Genomic DNA, 16,203 nt, shown 5'->3' on the forward strand with positions numbered 1-16,203 from the left:
GGGTCAATTTCGCCGGCCGCGGCGCGTGAAAGTCCGCGCGAAAACCCGGTTTCGCGCGGATTGTCGTCACGAACTGAGGAGTACGTGCTTACCAGGTCAGCACGATCTTGCCCACGTGCGTGCTCGTTTCCATGAGCGCGTGGGCCTTGTCCGCCTGCTCGGCCGGGAACGTCCGATAAACGACGGGGCGGATCTTGCCTGCGGCGAACAGCGGCCAGACCTTCTCCACGAGCTGACGGGCAATTGCCGCCTTGAAGGCGACCGAGCGCGGGCGCAGCGTCGAGCCCGTGACGGTGAGCCGGCGGCGCAGCAGCGCGCCCATGTCGAGCGTGGCCTTGCTGCCGCCGAGCAGCGCGATGATGGCAATGCGGCCGTCGAACGCGAGCGCCTGCACTTCGCGCGGCAGATAGTCGCCTCCGACCATGTCAAGCACCACGTCCACGCCGCGATCGTTGGTGAGCGCCTTCGTCACGGCAACGAAGTCCTCGGTCTTGTAGTTGATGCCGCGCTCGGCCCCCAGCGCCTCGCACGCGCGCGCCTTCTCGTCGGAGCCCGCGGTCGCGAACACGCGGTGGCCGAGGGCCGCGCCGAGCTGGATCGCGCTCACGCCAATGCCGCTCGTGCCGCCCTGCACCAGCAGCGTCTCTTTCTCGCCGGTCTCCGTTAGCCCGAGGCGAGCGCGATCGAACACATTGCTCCAGACGGTGAAGAACGTCTCGGGCAACGAAGCGGCCTCCACGTCCGACAGCCCTTGCGGCACGGGCAGACATTGCGCGAGCGGCGCGGCACAGTACTCGGCGTAGCCGCCGCCCTGCACGAGCGCGCACACGCGCGAGCCGATCTTCAGCCCCCAGGGATTGTCGGCGCCGTCCAGCGCCCCTTCCACGATCTCGCCCGCCACTTCGAGGCCCGGCAGGTCCGAAGCGCCCGGCGGCACGGGGTACTGGCCGATGCGCTGGAGCACATCGGGCCGGTTCACGCCGGCCGCGGTGACCTTGATGAGCACTTCGCCCGGCTTGAGCTCGGGGCGCGGGCGTTCGGTGAGCTTGAGCACTTCCGGTGCGCCGTACTGGGTGATCTCGATGGCCTTCATCGTGTCTGTCCTCGTGTGCTGTCGAGCAGCGCCGGCGTGGCCGGCCGCCCGTGATGTCGTGTCGGAGGGCAAGCCTCGGCGGCGCACGGGTGAAACCGCACGCACCGCGCCATTCTCTCCATGAAAATGATGTCGAGCCGGTACGTTATCACCGATGGCGCAATCGCGTCGGAGATCGCGCCGGAATCGACGCACGCCGCGCGCGCAATGCCGTTTATTCGAGACGTTCGACGCCGGCCAGGACTGCCCCCGCTTCGCCGGGCGTGCGCCCACGGCGACGGCGACGGCGACGCAAAGCGAAAGGCCGGGAGGCTCGGCGGGCGGATCTGCCGCCGGATGGGACAGGCGCGCCGGATAGGTCGGACCGGCCGCGTGGGACAGGCGCGTCGCGTGGGACACTCGGATCTCACACGACGCGCCAGGTTGGCCCCGACTGGCGCAGGCCGCATCGTGTGGGCCTGCGCCGCAGTGCGCTCGGGCGGGCGCGTCGCTCAGGCGACGCCTTCCGCCCCTTCGTCGACCAGCCCGTGCCGCACGGCGTAGCCGATGAGTTCTGCACTATCGCCGAGCGCGAGCTTGTGCAGGATGCTTGCAACGTGTGATGCAATCGTGCGTTCGCTCAGATGCAGCGCGTGAGCGACTTCATTGACGGCCAGGCCGTCGACCAGCATGTGAAACACTTCGTTCTCGCGAACCGAGAGCGCGTGATGCCTCGGCTCGTCCTCACGTGCCTCGGTCTCCCGCGCCTTGCGCGGCGCCCGATGCGATGCCCGCGGCGGCTCACGGCGCGTACCTGCCTCGCGCCACCCTGCGTCGGAAGCCGCCCGCGATACTGCCCGGCTTCGTCCGCCTTCGAGTTTCATGCCCACCTCCTTTGAGAAGACCTTCCCGCGCCCTTCCCGCGCGCGACGCTCGATCGCGAACGGGCGGCGTCGCCCATTGTGCGACAGACAACGTGCGTTCGTAACTATCGTGAAGCTGATCGCAACGCGCCCTTCGATTGGTTGCATCTAACGCGCAGACGTCCCCGCATCGCGCACGACGGCCGACGCACGGCGCCATCGCAGCCGCCCGGTGAGCACCCGCTTACAGCGCGCGCTCCGGTGCGCCGTCGCTCACCACGAAAAGTCCGCGGCCGCCGTGCTTGGCATCGTAGAGGGCCCGGTCGGCCGCGTCGAACACGCTGTCGGGCGACTTGTCTTCCCCGCACGCCACGATCGCCACGCCGACACAGGCGCCGACCGAGACCTCGCCGACAGAAAGCGCCATCGGACGCGACGCCGCGTCGAGAATCGCCATCGCCGTGCGCTCGGCGTCGTGCGCCCCGCCGATGTCGCGCATGACCACGGCGAACTCGTCGCCGCCAAAGCGCGCGATCGCGCACCCTTGCGGCACGCTCGTCACCAGCCGCTTGGCCAGCCGCCGCAGTAGTTCGTCGCCCACCGCATGGCCCCATGTATCGTTGACGGCCTTGAAGCGGTCGAGATCGACGAAGAGCAGCGCCTGGGCGCCGGCCCCTTCGCGGGCGCGGCGCACCGCCCCGGCCAGCGCCTGATCGAAACCCTTGCGATTGAGCAGTCCGGTCAGGTGGTCGGTATGCGACTCGCGCCGCCAGCGCCGTTCGTTCGAGCGCTCCACGGTCATGTCGCGCACGAACACGTGCACGCCCGCGAGCACGTTGTGCGCCGCCCACTCCGGCTGGTAACTCACTTCGAAGCATCGATAGGCGGCGTCCTCGCCGAAGTCCCAGACGAACGTGGCGGCCTCGCCCGCCAGTGCGCGCGCCAGATGCGGTGCGAACTCGCGATAGAGCGACGGGCCGAGCAGCTCGCGCACGGTGGCGCCAATGATGCGGTCCCTGGGACGCCGGAACCGCACTTCGCACGCCCGGTTCACGAAGGCAAAGCGCTCGTCGCCATCGAGAAACGCCACGAGGTACGGCACACGGTCCGCGATCTCCTGCATGCGGCGCACATTGGCGCGGGCCGCCTCGCGCGACATCTCGAGCGCTTCGGTGCGATCGCCCAGTTGCTCCATCATCGTGCGAAACGCATTGGCCAGCGCGCCGATCTCGTCGGCTCGCTGCACCGGCAGCGACTGCACCGCGCGCAAGTCGCCGGCACTGCGCTCGACGAGATGACGCAGTGCGTCGAGCGGGCGCAGCATGAAGCGCGCCACCCACCACATGACGAACGCCGCGACACCGATGGCGACGATCGCGAGGCCCACCACGCGCCGCCGCACGCGCGCGAGCGGGTCGAACGCTTCCGCGCCCGGCAGCACGGCCACCACCGACCAGCCCGTCGTCGACATCGTGGCGCGCGCGACGAGCGGATGCATGTGCACGAGGTCGTTCGAGCCGCTATCGCGCACGCCGCATAGCGTGTGCTCGCTATCCACGGGCGTCAGGATCCTGGAGACGTCGGCCTGGATGACGTAACGCGGGGGCTTCTCGTTGGTGATCAGGCAGTAGCGGCCGGTCTCGCCCACGGCGTTGCTCGCGAGATCGACGATGAAGTTCTGGCGCAGCAGATTGATCGCGCCGCCGATCACGGCGATCACGCGCCCGCTCGCGTCGGTGACGGGCACCGCGAGGATCACCCCCGGCGATCGCGTGATCTTGCCCGCGATCAGGCCGGACGCCGCCTGTGGCGCGCCGGCGAGCAACTGGCGAAAATAATCGCGATCGGCGACGTTGAGCGGCGTCGTCGGAAACGTCGAGTCGTAGAGCACGCGTCCGTCGGGCGCAGCCACGAAGAGCGTGTTGAAGGTCTCGGGCATCGACACCGAGGCGTTGGCGAACGCGTCGAACTGTGCGGTCGTGAGGATGTCGGGCTTGCCGATATGGCGCGCCATGCGATGCAACGCGACAAACTTCGCGCGCAGCTTGTCGTCGAGCTGCTCGGCCACCAGCTTGACCTGATTGTCGAGCTGGGCCTGCATCGAATTGCGCAGCTCCCCGTAGACGAAAAACTCGATGCCCACGGCCACACCGACGATCAATATCATCGAGACGAGCGCCGTGGTGGCCGCGACCCGTCCCTTCAACGACTTCACCATACCGACCCGTGCGAGAGGAGCTTGTGATGCTTTTTGGTTATTTTTGCGAGAGCTTAACACCCGAAACGGCACATTTGCGGGAAACTTGAGGAGAATTCGCCGCCTTCGCGTCACACGTTCGCGCCCCGCCCCGATGACGAGGCAGTACGCCGAATCACGGCGCGCGTCGAACCCGTCGTAAAATTGCCCATCCAACGCGCCACAGGCGCTCCGGGGCACTCGAACGCACCTGAACGCGCCCAACGCACTGCAACGCATCACAACGCGCCCGACCCGATTCCTTTCATGACGAGCACACCAGTCCAAGCTTCTCCTCCGGCTGCGACCACGCCGCCGCCCACGCCGCCGATGACACCGATGATGCAGCAGTACACGCGCATCAAGGCCGAGCACCCGAACATGCTCGTGTTCTATCGCATGGGAGACTTCTACGAGCTGTTCCACGACGACGCGGTCAAGGCCGCCCGTCTGCTCGACCTCACCCTCACCGCGCGCGGCCAGTCCGGCGGCCAGCCGATCCGCATGGCCGGTGTGCCGCACCATGCCGTCGAGCAGTATCTCGGCAAGCTCGTCAAGCTCGGCGAGTCGGTGGCCATCTGCGAGCAGATCGGCGACCCCGCCACCGCCAAGGGCCCGGTCGAGCGCAAGGTCGTGCGTATCGTCACGCCCGGCACGCTCACCGACGCCGCCCTGCTCAGCGACAAGCTCGACCAATACCTGCTGGCCGTGCAGATTCACCCGGCGCGCCGCGCCAGCGAACGACTCGCCGGCCTCGCGTGGCTCTCGCTCGCCAGCGGCGAGCTGCGTCTCATGGAGGTGCCCGCCGAGAAGCTCTCGCGCGAACTGGAGCGCATCCGCCCGGCCGAGACGCTCCTTCCCGACAGCGCCGCCGAGGCGTTCGCGGGCCTCCCGCTAGGCACCGCGACACGCGTGCCCGACTGGCATTTCGACACCACCGCGGGCACGCAGCGCCTGCGCGATCAGCTCGGCGTGGCGAGTCTCACGGCATTCGGCTGTGACGGCCTGAACCCCGCGCTCGGTGCGGCCGGCGCGCTGCTGCAATACGCAGCGGCAACGCAGGGTCAGTCGCTGCGCCATGTGCAAAGTCTGAACGTGGAGCGAGAAGCGGCCTATATCGGCCTTGACGCCGCCACACGTCGCAATCTCGAGCTGACCGAGACGCTGCGCGGCACCGATTCGCCGACCCTGCTCTCGCTGCTCGACACCTGCGGCACCACGATGGGCAGCCGTCTGCTGCGGCACTGGCTGCATCATCCCATGCGCGATCAGCAGGTGCCGCAATCGCGCCAGCTCGCGATCGCCACGCTGCTCGAGGGCGCCGGCACCTGGCGTGCGCTCAACAGCGAGCTGCGTCATGTGGCCGACGTCGAGCGCATTACGGCGCGCCTGGCGCTGCTCACGGCGCGCCCGCGCGACCTGTCGAGCCTGCGCGACGCACTGCGCCGGCTGCCCGAGCTGCATGCGACCTTGCGCGCCGTGGAAGCGCGCTCGCCGCTGCTCGCCATGCTGCACGAGGATCTCGCGATACCGGAACAGGCGCTTGCGCTGCTGAGCAGCGCCATCGCCGAGGAGCCGGCGGCCATGCTGCGCGACGGCGGCGTCATCGCGCGCGGCCATGATGCCGAGCTCGACGAGTTGCGCGACATTTCGGAGAACTGCGGCCAATTCCTCGTCGATCTCGAGACGCGCGAGCGCGAACGCACCGGCATCAACAATCTGCGCGTGGAGTTCAACAAGGTTCATGGCTTCTACATCGAAGTCACGCGCGGCCAGACCGACAAGGTGCCCGACGACTATCGCCGCCGCCAGACCCTCAAGAACGCCGAGCGATACATTACGCCGGAGCTAAAGACGTTCGAGGACAAGGCGCTCTCCGCGCAGGAGCGCTCGCTCGCGCGCGAGAAGATGCTCTACGATGCGCTGCTGCAAGCCCTGCTGCCGCACATCGGCGAATTCAAGCGCATCGCGCAGGCGCTGGCACAGCTCGACGTGCTTGCCGCCCTCGCCGAGCGCGCGCAGACGCTGGGCTGGGTCAAGCCCGAGCTGGTGAGCGAGCGCGTGGTGGACATTCGCCAGGGCCGCCATCCGGTCGTCGAGCAGCAGGTGGAGCGCTTCATCGCCAACGATTGCTCGCTCGGCGACGCGCGCCGCCTGCTGCTCATCACCGGCCCGAACATGGGGGGTAAATCGACGTTCATGCGTCAGACCGCGCTCATTGCGCTGCTCGCCTATGTGGGCTGCTACGTACCGGCCGAGTCTGTGCGGCTCGGGCCGCTCGACGCGATCTTCACGCGCATCGGCGCCTCGGACGACCTGGCCGGCGGACGTTCGACGTTCATGGTCGAGATGACCGAGTCCGCCGCGATTCTGCACACGGCCACCGACCAAAGCCTCGTGCTGATGGACGAGATCGGACGCGGCACGTCGACCTTCGACGGGCTCGCGCTGGCCTGGGCCATTGCGCGCCACCTGCTCGGCCACAATCGCTGCTACACGCTGTTCGCCACGCACTATTTCGAACTGACGCAACTGCCCGACGAATTCCCGCAGTGCGCGAACGTCCACCTCTCGGCGGTCGAGCACGGCGAGGGCATCGTTTTCCTGCACGCCGTTCAGGACGGCCCGGCCAGCCAGAGTTACGGGTTGCAGGTCGCGCAGTTGGCCGGCGTGCCGATGCCGGTCATTCGCGCCGCGCGCAAGCATCTCGCCTTGCTCGAACAGCAAGCGCTCGACCCGGCCGCGCCGCAGCTCGATCTGTTCGCACCGCGGGCGCCGGTGGCGCTCGATGATCTGGATGGTCCGGAGGGTCCGGAGGGTCCGGATGATGCGGACAGCCCCGAGGGAACCGATGGAATCGACGGATACGGCGGCGCGTCCGGCGGTGCGGCGAATCCGCGCTCCGCGTCCGCCATCGATCCGGCGGCGCAGGCGGCATTGGCGCGTCTCGCACAGGTCGACCCCGACGATCTTCGCCCGCGCGAAGCGCTCGATCTGCTGTACGAGTTGCGCGGCCTGATCGACGGCCGGACCGCCAACTGACGCGGCGCCATGGCGAGCCTGCGCCGCGCACACGCCCTCACGCTTGCGCGCGCATGCTCGCGCCGGACGGGACGCGGGATACGCCGCGTCGGGCTCGCCGATGCGCCGGCCCTGCTTCCGGCCCTGGCGCTTACCATCGCGCTCTCGCTCGGTTCCTCGTCCGCGCTGGGCGCGACGCAAGGCGGCGCGCAAGGTGCGTCGCAATATGCGTCAGCCAACGGGCCGTCGAAGACGCTGACGCGAGTGTCGGCGACGGTGTCCGCGAACATGCCCTCGAGAGTGCCGTCAAGGGTGCCATCGGAAGCGCCATCCAAAGTGCTATCGAAGGCGTCCGCCAGATCGGCCGGCGGCGCGACCGCCAAGCTGCCGCCGTTCGAATTCGCGGTGCTCGGCGACGCGCCATTCAGCAATACCGAAGTGCCGGTCCTGCGCAGTGTGCTCGCGACCATTGGCGACAGTGCCGCGGCGTTCGTCGTGCATGCCGGCAACCTCAAGAGTGCGACCGAATCGTGCCGTGACGAAGTGATCACGCAGCGGCTCGGCCTGCTGGCCAGTTCACCCAAGCCGCTCATCTACGTGCCCGGCGCGAACGACTGGGCCAACTGCCAACGCGCCACCGACGGCAGCTTCAACCCCGTGGAGCGCCTCGACTTCCTGCGCGATCACGCATTCGACGACGACGCGCTGCTCGGCCCCGGCCCGGTCGGCTACGCGCAGTTCGATCTCACGCGCCAGAGCGACATGGCGCGCTTTCGGCAGTACCACGAGAACGTGCGGTGGTTCTATCGCGGGGTGGTTTTCGTCGGCGTGAACCTGCCCGGCAACAACAACAATTACCGCTCCGCAGGCGGGCGCAACGGGGAATACGAGGATCGGATCATCGCAACGCGCGTGTGGCTGCAACACGCGCTCGTCTACGCGCAGCAGAAGGACGCGATCGGCATGGTCATCGTCGCGCAGGCCGATCCCGAGTTCGAACCGGCGCGCGGCGGCGGCCTCGGCAGCCTCTTCTCCGATCGGGGCGGGCGGCGCGGCGTGGACGGCTACAAGGATTTCCGGGCGCAATTGCAGCGGCTCGCGAGCCGCTTCAAAGGTCAGATCCTGCTCATCGACAGCGGCAAGTCGATGCGACACGCGCAGCCGCTGCGCGATGCCCATGGCACGAACGTGAAGTCGTTCACGCAGTTGAGCACGTTCGGCTCACCGAACGTCAGTCGATGGGTGCGCGTGCGCGTCGACCCGCGCACCTCGCAACTGTTTCACTTCGAAGCGGTGACGCTGCCGGCGAATGGCGCCGCAGCGCCGGTGAGCCAGCGCAGCCCGGCGCCGGCCGGCGGCGTCGGCGCCAATCCGGAGTCTGCGCGCGGCGCGAGCGGACCGACGACGTCGGCGCCCGGCGGCACTCCCTACGCCGCGCTCTACCCGTCGTCCGCGCCCGCAGTCGGCACAATGAGCGCTGACCCGAATCAGGGGGTGGCGCCCATCGGTCCGTCCCTGATGGCGACGCCCACGCCGACCGTCGGGGCCAAACGTCACGCACACGGCGACTGAGCGCCGTCGCCGCTGGCGAATGACGCATCGCGCCGGCGCACGGGCTAACGGCGTGCGTACGTCCGCGCAGAAAAAGAAGCCACGGAAGAAGCCACAAAACGCAAACGCCGGGCCGGACGCATCGCGATTACGCAATGCGCCGACCCGGCGTCTGTCCTGAGCCGCTTCGCGCGGCGAGCGTCAAACCATCGTCATTGCCGCGCAAGACGATAGCGAGATGCTGTCGCGTCAGTGCAGCGTGGGGGCGTCGTCTTCGTCTTCGTCGACGATCTCGAGACCCGAGGCGCCATGCGCGTGCTGGTGCTCGATCTCCTCTTCCGTCGCCGGACGGACGTCGGCCACCTTCAGCTCGAAGCGCAGCGCCATGCCCGCGAGCGGGTGGTTGCCGTCGAGCACGACCTTGTCTTCGGCAACGTCCGTCACCGTGTAGATCAGCGTATCGGACTCTTCGTCACCATCTTCGGGCGTGCCCTCGAACTGCATGCCGACTTCGAGCGGGTCCGGGAAACGGCTGCGCTCTTCCATCTTCACCAGTTCGGGGTCGTAGTCGCCGAAGGCGTCCGACGGTTCCAACTGCAGGTGCGTCTCAAAGCCCACGTCCTGGCCATCGAGCGCTTCCTCGATCTTGGGGAACGTGCCATCATAGCCGCCGTGCAGATAAACCATCGGCTCGGCGCCGCTTTCCTCGATCAGGTTGCCCTGAGCGTCCGACAACTTGTAAGTCACCGAGACGACGGTATTCTTTTCGATCTTCATCAAACTCTCCGAAAAACAGCCCGCATTATACGCGTAGCCGTATGACAGCGATCCGGTCGCGGCGTTACACGCGATCGGCCGGCTACACGGCCAGAGGTTGTCCTTGGACGGCGCATTGCACGGCCATCGCCCCCTTTCAATCCATTGGAACGCTTCGCGCAGCGATTTAGCATGACGACATCCCGCTCCCTTTCGACCCTGCTCGGCGGCCTCGCACCCGAGGCCTTCATGAAGCGTTATTGGCACAAGCGTCCGCTGCTGATCCGACAAGCGCTTCCCGGCTTCACCGCCCCGCTCTCGCGCGAGGCGCTGTTCGCGCTCGCCGCGCAGGACGATGTCGAGTCGCGCCTCATCAGCCGCACCCGCAAGCGCTGGCAACTCGAGCACGGCCCGTTCGATGCCGAAGACCTGCCGCCGACAAGCCGCAAGCAATGGACGCTGCTCGTGCAGGGCGTGAATCTCCATGCGCCCGCGGTCGATGCCCTCATGCAACAGTTTCGCTTCATTCCCGACGCCCGTCTCGATGACGTGATGATCAGCTATGCCACCGACGGCGGCGGCGTGGGACCGCATCTCGACTCCTACGACGTGTTTCTGCTTCAGGCTCACGGCAAGCGGCGCTGGCGGATCGGGCCGCAGCGCGACACGACCTGGCTCGAGGGTGTGCCGCTGCGCATTCTCAAGCACTTCGAAGCCGAGCAGGAATGGGTGCTGGAGCCCGGCGACATGTTGTACCTGCCGCCGGGCTATGCGCACGACGGCGTGGCCGAAGGCGAGTGCATGACGTATTCGATCGGCTTTCGCGCGCCGCTCGAACAGGAAATGCTGCAGAACTTCCTGTACTACCTCGCGGAAAACGCTGCCGAACTGCCGTTCGCGCGCCATTTCGCTGGCCGATACGCGGATCCGGGACAAACGGCGGTCAAACACCCGGCGTTGCTGCCCGACGCGATGGTCGACACGCTCGTCTCGCAGTTGGCAAAGGTGCGCTGGGGCCAAAAGGAAGTGGAAGATTTTCTGGGCCGCTGGCTGAGCGAGCCGAAGTCGCACGTCTTTTTCGATGCGCCGGACCGGCCCGTCAGCCCCTCCAAATTCGTGCACCTGGCAATGCGCAACGGTCTCGCACTATCGCCGAAGACCCAGTTGTTGTATCGGCGCAACCGGTACTACATCAACGGGGAGCCGCTCGAAGTCCCCGTCAATGCGCGCTCGACGATGCGCGGCCTCGCGGACCAACGTCGGCTAAAGGGCTCGGAATGTGCGAATTTCGAGCAAAAAGGCCAAGAAATCGTTGAAATTCTGTACGATTGGTATGCTTCGGGATGGCTGCTGTTCGGGCCCGACCCGGCGCCGGTGCGAAAGTTGCGCACCGTAAGGAAAAAAGCGGGGTAATTGCGCGAGTTTGACGTGACGCGTTGGGGAAAACCCAATATAATTTCTCGCCAAGCAGCTTGCATGACCAAGGGTAATCCTTAATTGCCAATGTCTCGCAATCGGCTTTGCGCTGGCAAGAGCGTATTACCGTAACTAATATTCATTCGCTTGTCTTCTACCATAAAAGGACGTGATCATGAAGAAGTCTCTCCTCGTCGCTTCGTTGTTGGCTATCGCCCTGACCGCCTGCGGCAAGAAGGAAGAAGCCGCCGCTCCGGCTGCTGACGCTGCCGCTTCGGCTGCTACGGCTGCTTCGGACGCCGCTTCGGCTGCTGGCGCTGCTGCTAACTCGGCTGCTTCGGCTGCCAGCGCTGCTGCTGACACGGCCGCTTCGGCCGCTGGTGCTGCTGCCGACGCAGTTGCTTCGGCCGCTGACGCTGCTGCCAGCAAGTAAGCTCTCGCTGCCGCAAGGCAGTTGAGCAAAAAAAGCCGGTCTCTCGACCGGCTTTTTTGTTGTCCGCACGTCTGCGCCCACGCTCATCAGCACGTCAGCCAGTCGAATCCCCCGGCCTGCGTCGCCACGAGAATCTCCGTCGCCTCCGAGCCGATCACGGCGGCCATCGCGGCCATCGCCAGTTCGGGCGTATTGTTCTGCTCGCTGAGGTGCGCGCAGATCACTCGCTGGAGTTTTGCACGGTCAATCGCACCGAGAATTTCCGCCGCAGCATCGTTGGCCAGATGTCCATAGGTGCCGCCGATACGTGCCTTGAGCGACGGCGGATACTTGCTGTTGGCTAGCATCTCGCGATCGTGATTGCATTCGAGCACCAGCGCATCGCAGCCGCCGAGCGTTGCAATCAGGTGCGCGGTCGGGCACCCGGCGTCCGTGAGCACGCCGAGACGGCGCGCGCCGTCGGAGAACACGAATTGCAGGGGCTCGCGCGCGTCGTGCGGCACGGTGTAGGGATGAAGCTCGATATCGCCCACGGCAAGCGGCTCGTCGGAGCGGCACCAGCGCACCAGCGCGACATCGTCATCGCCCTTGAGCGCGGCATGGACCTTTACGGCCTGCCCCGTCCCCCAGCTCATGATGAGCGGAATCCGATACTTGCGAGTGAGGGAGAGTGCACTGCCGATGTGGTCGGCGTGCTCGTGCGTAATGACGAGGGCATCAAGCGAGGCCACGTCGATCGAGCGCGCCGCGAGACGCCGCTCGATCTCCCGCATCGAGAAGCCGCAATCGAGGAGAATGCGCGTCGTGGAGACGCCTTCCGACGCCTCCACCAGCAGGGCATTACCTTCGCTGCCGCTGCCCAGACTTGCGAACCTCACGCTCCGCCTTAACGGAGCTGGTTGCTGATCACGCTGATGATGGTCTGCGCGATCTGCGAGTTGTCGACGTTGCCCTTGTCGTCGAGCACCTGCACGCGGGTCTGGCTCTCGCCGCGGCCCTGCACGTTCACGCTGTACTTCTTCGCCTTCTTGCTGTCCTGCACTTCCTTCGCATGGAACAGGCTGTAGAAAAAGCCGTTGTCCTTCGCGAGCGACGACGGGTCGACATAGCTCACGAAATACAGGCCCTTCGCGCGGTCCCGATCGTCCACGGTGAAGTTGCCGCGATCGAGCGCCACCCCGACTCGGCGCCACGCCCGGTCGAACGGCTCGTTGATGTCCAGGTAGGCGGCGTCTGCCGTCTTGACCACCTGCGCGGTCGGGCCGCCGGACTTGGCGTTCTCGACCTGCGCCTTGGCCTGTTCGGCCTGAGCACCGAAGCGCTGCATCAGCTTCGTGAGCATGATCGCTTCGAGACCGGGGTCGTTCGGCGCCGGCTCCCACTTGGTCGTGTCCTTCTGCGAGTTCGTGAACACTTCGACCATGCGGCGGTGCGTGATGTAGATGTCCGTGCCGCCGTTCGGGTCGCGCTCCACGCGCGTGCGGAAGCGGTCGCGCTCGCCCGTGGAGTACAGGCCGTCGAGCACCTTGCCCAGCAGATCGCGGATGATGTCCTGGTTGAGCTTGGCGCGGTTTTCGGCCCAGTCGGTTTCCATCACGCCCGTGTCGGCCGAATCGATCGTCAGCACGAAGCCGTTTTCCTGCCAGAATTCACGCAGCGTCTGCCACAGATCGCCCGGCGCCTTCTGAATCACCAGCCAGCGCTCGTTGCCGTCGCGCACGACCTTCATCCCCGGCACGGACGGCAGCACATTGTCCGTCGGATTGGCAGCCACGACCTTCTGCTGGTTCTCGTAGGTCGACAGCGTCGCGGTGCCGCCCGGCGTCACGTACTTGCGGTCGGCGGCCTGAACGTTCGTCAGATCCGGCGGAACGTCGAGCGAAGGGCCGGACTTCGCGCTCTTGTAGTCGACCTTGTCCGACGACAAGGCGCTCGAGAGCGAACTGCATCCGGCAACGAGGGCCAACGAGGCAATAGCGGCCCATGCCAGCACGGGACGAGCTACGGAATTACTGACGATTCGTTTCATGAGTCGCAAAAAAAGGGTGGGTCGATCCCGGGTGCCTGAACGACGGCTTAGACGACGGCGATGTTCGCCGACTTGAGCGCTGCCAGCACCGTTTCCTGATAGGGCTGTGCCAGCGGCGTGAGCGGCAGGCGAATGCCCGACGCGATCATGCCCATCTTGTACAGCGCCCATTTGACAGGAATCGGATTGGCTTCGACGAACATGGCACGGTGCAATTCGAACAACTGGAACTGCAGCTCGCGCGCCCGGGTCACGTTGCCGGCCAGGGCAGCGGCGCACAGTTCGTGCATGGCGCGCGGCGCCACGTTGGCGGTGACCGAGATATTACCCTGACCGCCCATGAGCATGAGCGCAACGGCCGTCAGGTCGTCGCCGCTGTACACGGCGAAGCTCTTCGGGGCACGACGGATCAGGTCGATGCCGCGATCCAGATTGCCCGTGGCGTCCTTCACGCCGACGATGCCGGGCACCTGGGCCAGACGCAGCAGCGTGTCGTTGCTCGCGTCGGCCACGGTACGGCCGGGCACATTATAGAGGATGACCGGAAGCTCGACGGCCTCGGCGATGGCACGGAAGTGCTGGTACTGACCTTCCTGCGTGGGCTTGTTGTAGTACGGCACGACCTGCAGCGACGCATCGGCGCCGACCTTCTTGGCGTGCTTCGTGAGTTCGATGGCTTCGGCCGTCGAGTTGCCGCCCGTGCCGGCAATCACGGGCACCTTGCGACCGCGCGACTTGCCGGCTTCCGCGGCCTGCTGCACGGCGATCTCGATGAGTTCGCAATGCTCTTCGACGTTGACCGTCGGCGATTCGCCCGACGTGCCGACGATCACGATACCGTCCGTGCCTTCGTCGACATGCCAGTTGATCAGATTTCGCAGGGCTTCGCGGTCAAGGCTGCCGTCCTCTGCCATCGGCGTGACAATCGCGACGATACTGCCTTGAATCGGGGTTTGGGTAGTCATGGTTGATCGAACAATTCAGCGATAAGGGTGGATTGTAGCGGATTACGCCGTCGGCTCGTACAGCGCGGCGGTGCCGGGGTTTTCCCCGGGAACCGCGCGTGTCGCGCATAAACGCTGCACGCAGGCCGCGCGCGGCGTATGCAGCGTGACGTCCTCGTAACCCGCGACGCGCAGCCCGGCGCCGCGGGCCACGTCGAGCAGTTCACCCGGCGCCAGCAAGAACTGCGGATTGGACGGTTTTCCGTACCTTTCGTTTCCCTGGGCGAACGTTTCATAGATCAGCACGCCGCCGGGCGCCACGCTCGCGGCAACGCGCGCGAGCAGCGGGCGGTGCAGATAGTTCGTGACGACGACCGCATCGAACGCCGCGTCCTCGGCAAGCGGCCATGGCGCGCCTTCCAGGTCGGCAACGACCGGCGCGACGCCTTCCAGCGTTGACATCGTGGCAAGCGCCGCCGCATCGCGGTCGATCGCCGTGACGTGGGCGCCACGCGCGGCGAGCCATCGCGCATGACGGCCCTGCCCGCACGCGAGATCGAGCACGTGAGCGCCGGGCGGGATCAGATGCGCCCAGCGCAGTAGCCACGGCGACGGCGCGCCCCCACCGTGCGCCTGCATGCTCGCGCCCGACACGGTGGTCGTCATGAATACTGCAGCCCCATGGCTTCGCGCACGTCGCGCATGATCTCCTGCGCGGACTTGCGCGCCTTCTCGCAGCCGTCGGCCACGATGGCGCGCAGCAGCGACGGGTCGTCCATGTATTTCTGCGCGCGTTCGAGCATCGGCTGCTGCTCGCGAAGAATGCCCTCGATGACAGGCTGCTTGCATTCGATGCAACCGATGCCCGCGCTGCGGCATCCCTTCTGCACCCACTCGCGCGTGTCATCGTCGCTGTAGACCTGGTGCAGTTGCCACACCGGGCACTTGTCCGGATCGCCCGGGTCCGTGCGTCGCACGCGCGCCGGATCCGTCGGCATCGTGCGCACTTTCTTGGTAATCGATTCCGCGTCTTCGCGCAGCCCGATGGTGTTGTTGTAAGACTTGGACATCTTCTGACCGTCGAGCCCCGGCATGCGCGAGGCCGGCGTGAGCAGTGCCTGGGGCTCGACCAGGATCAGCTTGCGCGAGCCTTCGAGATAGCCGAACAGACGCTCGCGGTCGCCCATCGACAGCGACTGCGACTCGGAGAGCATGGCGCGGGCCTGCTCCAGCGCTTCGTCGTCGCCCTGCTCCTGATACGCCGTGCGCAACTCCAGATAGCGCTTCGCGCGCTTGCCGCCGAGCTTGCGCGCCGCGGCGAGCGCCTTCTCCTCGAAGCCCGCTTCGCGGCCGTACAGATAGTTGAAGCGGCGCGCGATCTCCCGCGTCATTTCGACGTGCGGCACCTGGTCCTCGCCGACCGGCACGTGCAGCGCGCGGTACAGCAGGATGTCCGCCGCCATGAGTACCGGGTAGCCAAGGAAGCCATACGTCGACAGGTCCTTCTCCTTGAGCTTCTCGATCTGCTCCTTGTACGTCGGCACGCGCTCGAGCCAGCCGAGCGGCGTACTCATGCCGATGAGCAACGCCAGTTCCGCATGCTCGGGCACCTTGCTCTGAATGAACAGCGTGGCCTGATTCGGATCGATCCCTGCGGCCAGCCAGTCGATCAGCACATCCCATACGTTCTGCTCGATGACGTCCGGCGTTTCGTAGTGCGTGGTGAGCGCGTGCCAGTCGACCACGCAGAAGTAGCACGGGTACTCGGACTGGAGCTGAATCCAGTTCTTGAGCACACCGTGATAGTGGCCGAGGTGCAGGCGGCCGGTCGGTCGCATGCCGGAGAAAACGCGTTCGGGGTACATGGTCTCGTTATCGTGTG

Annotated in this window: 13 protein-coding genes; 4 read left to right on the plus strand and 9 right to left on the minus strand. The window is 66.5% G+C overall.

The window, feature by feature from the left end; translation table 11 throughout:
• Positions 1-88: 88 nt before the first annotated feature.
• The 3 genes from CDN36_RS02940 to CDN36_RS02950 form a co-directional block, all read right to left on the minus strand.
• Entirely contained in the window at positions 89-1,093 is a 1,005-nt protein-coding gene (locus tag CDN36_RS02940; RefSeq protein ID WP_150555045.1) for an NAD(P)H-quinone oxidoreductase, read from the minus strand.
• A 491-nt stretch (positions 1,094-1,584) separates the two neighbouring features.
• Entirely contained in the window at positions 1,585-1,956 is a 372-nt protein-coding gene (locus CDN36_RS02945; RefSeq protein WP_287495946.1) for a response regulator transcription factor, read from the minus strand.
• Between the two features lie 223 nt (positions 1,957-2,179).
• On the minus strand, positions 2,180-4,153 hold the full coding sequence (locus tag CDN36_RS02950; protein WP_287495947.1) for a diguanylate cyclase domain-containing protein: 1,974 nt from the start codon (positions 4,151-4,153) through the stop codon (positions 2,180-2,182).
• A gap of 285 nt (positions 4,154-4,438) precedes the next feature.
• On the opposite strand from CDN36_RS02950, the gene mutS reads away from it, so the two are divergent.
• Positions 4,439-7,213, plus strand: coding sequence for a DNA mismatch repair protein MutS (mutS, locus tag CDN36_RS02955; RefSeq protein WP_502920327.1), 2,775 nt, complete (start codon positions 4,439-4,441; stop codon positions 7,211-7,213).
• Positions 7,214-7,222: 9 nt separating this feature from the next.
• Positions 7,223-8,764, plus strand: a complete 1,542-nt coding sequence (locus CDN36_RS02960) for a hypothetical protein (protein ID WP_287495948.1) — start codon at positions 7,223-7,225, stop codon at positions 8,762-8,764.
• Positions 8,765-8,992: 228 nt separating this feature from the next.
• Here CDN36_RS02960 and CDN36_RS02965 read toward each other — a convergent pair whose 3' ends face one another.
• On the minus strand, positions 8,993-9,520 hold the full coding sequence (locus CDN36_RS02965) for an FKBP-type peptidyl-prolyl cis-trans isomerase (protein ID WP_150555041.1): 528 nt from the start codon (positions 9,518-9,520) through the stop codon (positions 8,993-8,995).
• 171 nt (positions 9,521-9,691) lie between these two features.
• On the opposite strand from CDN36_RS02965, the gene CDN36_RS02970 reads away from it, so the two are divergent.
• Both CDN36_RS02970 and CDN36_RS02975 read left to right on the plus strand, forming a co-directional pair.
• A complete protein-coding gene (locus CDN36_RS02970) occupies positions 9,692-10,912 on the plus strand; it encodes a JmjC domain-containing protein (RefSeq protein ID WP_287495949.1) in 1,221 nt (406 codons plus the stop codon).
• A gap of 178 nt (positions 10,913-11,090) precedes the next feature.
• A complete protein-coding gene (locus tag CDN36_RS02975) occupies positions 11,091-11,348 on the plus strand; it encodes a hypothetical protein (RefSeq protein ID WP_287495950.1) in 258 nt (85 codons plus the stop codon).
• Between the two features lie 86 nt (positions 11,349-11,434).
• Here CDN36_RS02975 and CDN36_RS02980 read toward each other — a convergent pair whose 3' ends face one another.
• Genes CDN36_RS02980 through CDN36_RS03000 form a run of 5 tightly spaced genes read right to left on the minus strand, consistent with a single transcriptional unit; the run spans position 11,435 to position 16,186 of the window.
• Positions 11,435-12,226, minus strand: a complete 792-nt coding sequence (locus CDN36_RS02980; RefSeq protein WP_150555039.1) for an MBL fold metallo-hydrolase — start codon at positions 12,224-12,226, stop codon at positions 11,435-11,437.
• A gap of 8 nt (positions 12,227-12,234) precedes the next feature.
• Positions 12,235-13,377: an NlpB/DapX family lipoprotein gene (gene bamC / locus CDN36_RS02985; protein WP_287495951.1), complete on the minus strand. Its 1,143-nt coding sequence runs from the start codon at positions 13,375-13,377 to the stop codon at positions 12,235-12,237.
• A gap of 47 nt (positions 13,378-13,424) precedes the next feature.
• Entirely contained in the window at positions 13,425-14,342 is a 918-nt protein-coding gene (gene dapA, locus CDN36_RS02990) for a 4-hydroxy-tetrahydrodipicolinate synthase (RefSeq protein WP_150555037.1), read from the minus strand.
• A 42-nt stretch (positions 14,343-14,384) separates the two neighbouring features.
• Positions 14,385-14,987, minus strand: coding sequence for a class I SAM-dependent methyltransferase (locus CDN36_RS02995; RefSeq protein WP_287495952.1), 603 nt, complete (start codon positions 14,985-14,987; stop codon positions 14,385-14,387).
• Complete coding sequence (locus CDN36_RS03000) at positions 14,984-16,186, minus strand: tryptophan--tRNA ligase (RefSeq protein ID WP_150555036.1); 1,203 nt, start codon at positions 16,184-16,186, stop codon at positions 14,984-14,986. Before CDN36_RS03000 ends, CDN36_RS02995 begins: the two co-directional genes overlap by 4 nt.
• Positions 16,187-16,203 lie beyond the last annotated feature (17 nt).

The organism is Pandoraea sp. CB10b_02, from assembly GCF_002216225.1.
GTDB classification, from domain to species: domain Bacteria; phylum Pseudomonadota; class Gammaproteobacteria; order Burkholderiales; family Burkholderiaceae; genus Pandoraea; species Pandoraea nosoerga.

Bases quoted from the DNA above. Each gene is read 5' to 3' on its own strand.
- CDN36_RS02940 (WP_150555045.1), bottom strand. From the start codon at position 1,093: ATGAAGGCCATCGAGATCACCCAGTACGGCGCACCGGAAGTGCTCAAG.
- CDN36_RS02945 (WP_287495946.1), bottom strand. From the start codon at position 1,956: ATGAAACTCGAAGGCGGACGAAGCCGGGCAGTATCGCGGGCGGCTTCC.
- CDN36_RS02950 (WP_287495947.1), bottom strand. From the start codon at position 4,153: ATGGTGAAGTCGTTGAAGGGACGGGTCGCGGCCACCACGGCGCTCGTC.
- mutS (WP_502920327.1), top strand. From the start codon at position 4,439: ATGACGAGCACACCAGTCCAAGCTTCTCCTCCGGCTGCGACCACGCCG.
- CDN36_RS02960 (WP_287495948.1), top strand. From the start codon at position 7,223: ATGGCGAGCCTGCGCCGCGCACACGCCCTCACGCTTGCGCGCGCATGC.
- CDN36_RS02965 (WP_150555041.1), bottom strand. From the start codon at position 9,520: ATGAAGATCGAAAAGAATACCGTCGTCTCGGTGACTTACAAGTTGTCG.
- CDN36_RS02970 (WP_287495949.1), top strand. From the start codon at position 9,692: ATGACGACATCCCGCTCCCTTTCGACCCTGCTCGGCGGCCTCGCACCC.
- CDN36_RS02975 (WP_287495950.1), top strand. From the start codon at position 11,091: ATGAAGAAGTCTCTCCTCGTCGCTTCGTTGTTGGCTATCGCCCTGACC.
- bamC (WP_287495951.1), bottom strand. From the start codon at position 13,377: ATGAAACGAATCGTCAGTAATTCCGTAGCTCGTCCCGTGCTGGCATGG.
- dapA (WP_150555037.1), bottom strand. From the start codon at position 14,342: ATGACTACCCAAACCCCGATTCAAGGCAGTATCGTCGCGATTGTCACG.
- CDN36_RS02995 (WP_287495952.1), bottom strand. From the start codon at position 14,987: ATGACGACCACCGTGTCGGGCGCGAGCATGCAGGCGCACGGTGGGGGC.
- CDN36_RS03000 (WP_150555036.1), bottom strand. From the start codon at position 16,186: ATGTACCCCGAACGCGTTTTCTCCGGCATGCGACCGACCGGCCGCCTG.